A 6,211-nucleotide genomic window follows, 5' to 3' on the forward strand; every position below is an offset into this window, starting at 1 on the left:
GGCTCTGTTACAGCAATTTGATTAGGCTAAAGGCTTAAAACCCTGCTGACGCCATGCTTCATACACAATCACGGCGGTCGCATTGGATAAATTCAAACTGCGCGAGTTTTCAGCCATAGGTAGACGAATCCAATGCTCTTTTGGAAACAACATACGCACCTGTTCAGGCAGACCACGCGTCTCAGGTCCCATGAGTAAAGCCACAGGGCGATTCAAATCCGAAGTATGCGGGGTTTCCTTTCCTTTGGTGGTTAGAGGATAAATCGCATTTAGATCAACCCCTTTTTCAGCTAAATCCGCTAAACACTCATCGAATGTTTCCCAAATTTGCATGCGCGCCCACTCATGGTAGTCCAAACCTGCACGTTTAAGTTTTTTATCATCTAGCTCAAAACCAAGTGGCTTAACCAAATGCAGCTGCGCTCCAGTATTGGCACATAAACGAATGATATTGCCTGTGTTTGCAGGAATTTCGGGCTCGTATAAAACAACATGGATCACAGCTTTTCTCTACTCTTTCAATATGGCAATAATTAATCTTGCCACTGTAATTGTTCACGCAAGCTTACTACATCACCAATGATGGTCAATGTAGGCGCTTGAATATGATTTTCTTCAACTTTTGATGCAATATCCGCTAAGGTCCCGACCACCACTTTTTGTTCTGGCGTGGTACCTTTCGAGATCAAAGCAACAGGCATGTCTGGGCGCTGCCCATGCTCAATTAACTTTTCACAAATTTTCTCTAAACCAACCAAGCCCATGTACAGCACAAGCGTTTGATTCTGATAGACCAACTCATCCCAAGGTAACTCGGGCGAACCTTCTTTTAAATGGCCCGTAAGGAAACGCACACTTTGCGCATAATCGCGATGTGTCAACGGAATGCCTGCATAAGCCGAACAACCCGAAGCTGCTGTAATCCCTGGCACTACTTGAAATGGTACACCTGCTGCAAAAAGCTCTTGAATTTCTTCACCACCACGACCAAAGATGAAAGGATCACCACCTTTTAAACGGCAAACTCGTTGACCTTTTGAGGCATATTCCACTAGTAAGGCATTGATGCCTTCTTGCGGTACAGCATGGTTAGAACGGGCTTTACCCACATAAATTTTTGTTGCATCGCGACGGCAGAGTTCCATAATCGCAGGAGAAACCAAACGATCATAAATCACCACATCAGCTTGTTGCATCAAACGCAATGCTTTGAGGGTCAGCAACTCAGGATCACCTGGACCTGCACCAACCAAATACACTTCACCTTTCGGGGTTTTCCACTCCAACAGTGCTTGTTCGATTAAACGATCCGCTTCTGTAAGATTGTCATGAAAAACCTGTTCTTTCAGGGGACTTGCATATAAGTCTTCCCAAAAAACACGGCGCTCGTCAGGATTGGAAATCTTCGCTTTCACCGCTGCACGCCATTTTCCTGAAAACTCAGCCAACTTACCCATCCCATGTGGAATACTGGTTTCAAGCTGGGTTCGAATTTGGCGAGATAACACGGGGGATGTACCATTACTGGCCACTGAAATAACCAAAGGCGAACGATCGACGATGGCAGGAACCATGAAACGGCAATGTGGTGGATCATCAACACTGTTGACCAGTATTTTCAGCGCTTCACAGTCCTCAAAGACTTGGGTATTCACCGCATAATCATCTGTTGCAGCAATCACTAAACGATAGTCATTGAGTTGCATCTGTGCAGGATATAGCGCTTGGATATATTGCCCTTGGCTTTCTTCAACCAGTTGCAATAAATTTGCATCAATATCAGGAGCAATGATATGAATCACCGCTCCTGCTTTATGTAACAACACTGCCTTACGGTAAGCAATATGCCCACCACCGACAATCAGACAAGGTTGCTGTTGCAACTTTAAAGAGATTGGAAAAATATCCACACACGACCTCAATGAGTTTTATCTGACTGTCTTAAAGCAATTATTGTGCACAAAACTGTGCAGTACATCGACTTTATTAGTCAATGTACTCAGCGCCGCCCATATATGGACGAAGCACGGTCGGAATTTCAATCGAACCATCAGCACGTTGGTAGTTTTCCATGACCGCAAGTAAAGTACGGCCCACAGCCAAACCTGAACCATTCAGCGTATGTACAAATTCAGTTTTCTTTTGATCTGCACGGTAACGTGCTTTCATACGACGCGCTTGGAAGTCACCCATGTTTGAACATGAAGAAATTTCGCGATACGTATTCTGACTTGGTACCCAAACCTCAAGATCGTAAGTTTTAGTTGCACCGAAGCCCATATCACCACCACAAAGAATGATCTTACGGTACGGTAAACCAAGTGCTTTCAAGATCCCTTCAGCATGACCTGTAAGCTCTTCAAGCGCTTGCATTGAGTCTTCTGGTTTAACAATTTGCACCATTTCAACTTTGTCGAATTGATGCTGACGAATCAACCCACGCGTATCACGACCATATGAACCTGCTTCACTACGGAAACATGGCGTATGTGCTGCATATTTCAGTGGTAAACGGTCTGCATCAATGATTTCATCACGCACGAAGTTGGTTACAGGCACTTCCGCAGTTGGAATGAGGTAATACTCTTTTTCACCTTGTAATTTGAATAAATCTTCTTCAAATTTAGGTAATTGGCCTGTACCACGGAGTGAGTCAGCATTGACTAAATACGGTACATAAGCTTCGGTATAACCATTTTCCAAAGTATGCGTATTCAACATGAACTGGGTAATCGCACGTTGTAAACGAGCAAGTGGGCCTTTAAGCACGCTGAAACGAGAACCTGTCAATTTGGTCGCAGTTTCAAACTCAAGACCACCCATCCACTCACCTAAGTCAGTGTGATCTTTAATTTCGAAGTCAAACGTACGCGGCGTACCCCATGTGAGGATTTCCACGTTATCACTTTCGTCTTTTCCTTCAGGAACAGACTCATCTGGCAAGTTTGGAATGCTGAGTGATTTCGCTTCAAGTTCAGCTTGTAATTCAGACAAAGCGACTTCTGCCGCTTTGATTTCATCACCAATCGCTGACATGCGCGTCATAATTTCAGATGCATCACCACCAGCTTTTTTAATTTGGCCAACTTGTTTTGCACCCGAATTACGTTCAGCCTGAAGAGATTCAGTTTTGGATTGAATCTCTTTACGGCGAGCTTCTAGTGATGCCCATTCTTCAACATTCAGTTGTACACCACGTTTTGCTAAGGCTAAATTTACAGCCTCAATATTATTTCTGAGTAATTTCGGGTCGATCATAGCCAATCTTTTGCAAAGAAAAAAACTGGCTATAGTGTAAGCGCTTCAGGCCGAAAAATACAGTCACGCTATCACTAGCTGTGGCTTATTACAGCAATTTTCATGGCTTTTCTTTGCTCGATTTTTCTCGTTCAGCTGCATAATCGACAAAACTTGGCAAATATTCCGCCTTAATTAAGCCGCTGGCTTGTTGATACGGTAAAACCAATTCAGACATTCCTTCTGCATAAGACGCTAATTCATATAAGGGATAGACAAACACCACACCTTTGGCACTCATATAATAATTATCGGTTAGCTTCAATTGCTCGCGTGAAATATTATGATCGGACAGCCACATGCTATTGGCACTATACAATGCATCTAATAATTGAGACTCTGTCTTGTCCACCACAATGTCACTCAGCGCAACACGTTTTTTCGTTGCCAAATCTAAGGTGATGTATTCGTTGTGATACATGCCATGTGCGGCACGCGCTGGGTAGTGATAATACATCAAGACAAAATCAGCATATTTGCCACGCTGCGCCACATAACGGACATCAGACAAAGTTTCACTGAGCATGTTTTCATCAATCTGTGGCTTAGCCTGCTTCGAGCTTTCAAACGCCACAGGATTGGCTTTTTTCATCCGCTCATCAAAATATTGATTGATCCATGGAACATTGGTGTCCAAGCTGTACAGCTGGTATTTGGTGCACCCTTCTTCATCACAAGCAATAGAACGCGCCAATTGTAATGGTCGAACTTTCGCCTCAATCAATGGCAAGGTCTGTACAACTTGAGCTGGTTTAGCTGTTTCTTCATTTTTTGCAGCGTTACTGTCATTTTGTGGCTGGCATGCGCTGAGCAATCCAACACACAACATCATTGCAAAGACAGATCCAATTTTATTGTTATGAAGTAATATCATGATTTACCCGCAGTTAAGTATTCAATAGCACAGACTATACAAAGCACAGCCATAACTTCCCACCACGTTATGTAACTGAACGTGACCCAATAAAAAACCACCCGAAGGTGGTTTTAAACAACAGACTCATTTTATTGGTCAATAATGTCTGTGCCTTTAGGCGGAGTAAAATTAAAGGTTGAAGCTGGGATATTGGTATTTACCTTGGTGTTATTAAAACGCACATAGGTTGTTTGTCCTAAAGAATCTTCTAAGATCATTAGCGTCGGCGCATTTTTCGCACCAAAACTGATCGTTAAACTTTGAAACGCACCATCATCGCTTTTTGGGTACAGGGTATAGTAAGTTTTGCTCTGATTTGGTTGCGTAATACGGTATGACTTACGAATCTGTTCCGTATTCCCTGACAATAATAGTGCAGGGGTATTCGCCACCTGTTCATCTAAAGTCTGACGAACTGCTTGCTGTAAGTCTGGATCATAAATCCAAACCGTTTTGCCCGAAGTCACAATGGTTTGTTTTGCAGGGCTTGTAGTTTCCCAATAGAATTTCCCTGGACGCTCAACTTTCATCACCCCTTTAAAGGTCTGATTCATGTGCTGGGCAGATAAACCTTGTTTCTTCGGTGCTTTAGATGAATTTGTGACTTTGGTGGTTTGCTCAAAGTTAGAACTGATACTTTGGATACCACTCAACTGTTTCACTAAACTCGTCGTCGCTTGTTGCTCCGATGCTGCAACCGGAGCTGCAAATACTGTACTGCTCATAACAGGGCCAAGTGTTACTACACCTACTGTCATTGCACATAAAGTCTTACGAAGCATTTTCATAATCTCACCTTTTATAATTTGCGCAGTCGCAATTTGTTAGATGAGCTATCTTAAATCAAATTTTATGGCTAATAATTGAGAATATAAGAAGATTTGTATATTTATTGGTGCTTAATGTTGTGAAATATCCATCATGATGAAGATCAGATGTGCTCTTTACATATAGAAAAGCCTCTGAATGTGCAGAGGCTTTTCTAACTGAGGTTAAGAATTATCACTGTCATTTCCATTGCCAACCAATTGCTGCACCTGCACCGAAATCACCTTCACTATTGGTTGTCACAGCTACTTTGTATACATATTTGTTACTTTCAGTCACACCGCTGAGACCAAAAGCATAACCTTGCTCACCTTCCCATGTACCCACGCCGGCACTAAACATATTGTAGCCAGCATCTGTCGGTTGCGGTAAAGATGCTATTGCAATACTTGATGCAACTGCTGCATAGGTTCGATCTTCGAGTTTTCGCATGTCTCGGTTCAAGGCATTTACACGACTATCCGTATAAGCATTTGCTTGATTGAGGGTTTGTTGCCCAACTTGGTTCACATAAGTTTTTGCTTCATTCAGGATGTAGGTGTCAGCAGCATCCATCACTTCTTTAGAGATCCCATTGGTACCGTTTGTACCTTTAAGACTTGCTAACCATTGAGTAATGCTGCCCTCAAAACCATTACCAACTGCAACATCATAAGCACTAAAACCTGTTGCACCAGTCATCCCTGTGTTACCCATATCGCCTTTTAAGCTCGCGAGCCATTCGGTGATGGTTCCATTAAAACCATTAACTTGCGCAACTTGATAAGCATTATATCCTGTTGCTCCCGTTTCACCTTGCACACCTTGTAAACCTTGTGCCCCTGTTGCCCCAGTATCACCTTTTACACCTTGGATACCTTGTGCCCCAGTATCACCTTTTACACCTTGGATACCTTGTGCTCCAGTATCACCTTTTACTCCTTGGATACCTTGCTCACCCTGTAAACCTTGGAGACCTTGTTCACCTTGTGCTCCAGTGTCACCTTTCACACCTTGTAAACCTTGAAGACCCTGTTCACCTTGCGCTCCAGTATCACCTTTTACTCCTTGGATACCTTGGAGACCTTGCTCACCTTGCGCTCCAGTATCACCTTTTACACCTTGGATACCTTGGAGACCTTGTTCACCTTGTGCTCCAGTATCACCTTTTACACCTTGGATACCTTGCTC

General features: G+C 43.1%; 6 protein-coding genes. All 6 read right to left on the reverse strand.

What is annotated here, in order from left to right; translation table 11 throughout:
• Nucleotides 1–21 precede the first annotated feature (21 nt).
• Nucleotides 22–501: a tRNA (cytidine(34)-2'-O)-methyltransferase gene (locus PTT44_RS00435; protein WP_168158184.1), complete on the reverse strand. Its 480-nt coding sequence runs from the start codon at nt 499–501 to the stop codon at nt 22–24.
• A gap of 32 nt (nt 502–533) precedes the next feature.
• On the reverse strand, nt 534–1,910 hold the full coding sequence (cysG, locus tag PTT44_RS00440; RefSeq protein ID WP_168158185.1) for a siroheme synthase CysG: 1,377 nt from the start codon (nt 1,908–1,910) through the stop codon (nt 534–536).
• A gap of 76 nt (nt 1,911–1,986) precedes the next feature.
• On the reverse strand, nt 1,987–3,258 hold the full coding sequence (gene serS, locus PTT44_RS00445; RefSeq protein WP_004695457.1) for a serine--tRNA ligase: 1,272 nt from the start codon (nt 3,256–3,258) through the stop codon (nt 1,987–1,989).
• Between the two features lie 100 nt (nt 3,259–3,358).
• Nucleotides 3,359–4,171, reverse strand: coding sequence for an RsiV family protein (locus PTT44_RS00450; RefSeq protein WP_216076690.1), 813 nt, complete (start codon nt 4,169–4,171; stop codon nt 3,359–3,361).
• Nucleotides 4,172–4,302: 131 nt separating this feature from the next.
• A complete protein-coding gene (gene lolA / locus PTT44_RS00455; protein WP_010327331.1) occupies nt 4,303–5,001 on the reverse strand; it encodes an outer membrane lipoprotein chaperone LolA in 699 nt (232 codons plus the stop codon).
• 220 nt (nt 5,002–5,221) lie between these two features.
• Nucleotides 5,222–6,211, reverse strand: a 990-nt coding sequence (locus PTT44_RS00460) for a YadA-like family protein (RefSeq protein WP_273795503.1), incomplete at its 5' end; no start/stop codon positions are given.

This window comes from Acinetobacter sp. Gutcm_16 (assembly GCF_028649355.1).
Lineage (GTDB): Bacteria > Pseudomonadota > Gammaproteobacteria > Pseudomonadales > Moraxellaceae > Acinetobacter > Acinetobacter johnsonii.

What these genes read in the sequence shown, in the direction of transcription:
- lolA (WP_010327331.1), bottom strand. Translation starts at nt 5,001, where the DNA reads ATGAAAATGCTTCGTAAGACTTTATGTGCAATGACAGTAGGTGTAGTA.
- serS (WP_004695457.1), bottom strand. Translation starts at nt 3,258, where the DNA reads ATGATCGACCCGAAATTACTCAGAAATAATATTGAGGCTGTAAATTTA.
- PTT44_RS00450 (WP_216076690.1), bottom strand. Translation starts at nt 4,171, where the DNA reads ATGATATTACTTCATAACAATAAAATTGGATCTGTCTTTGCAATGATG.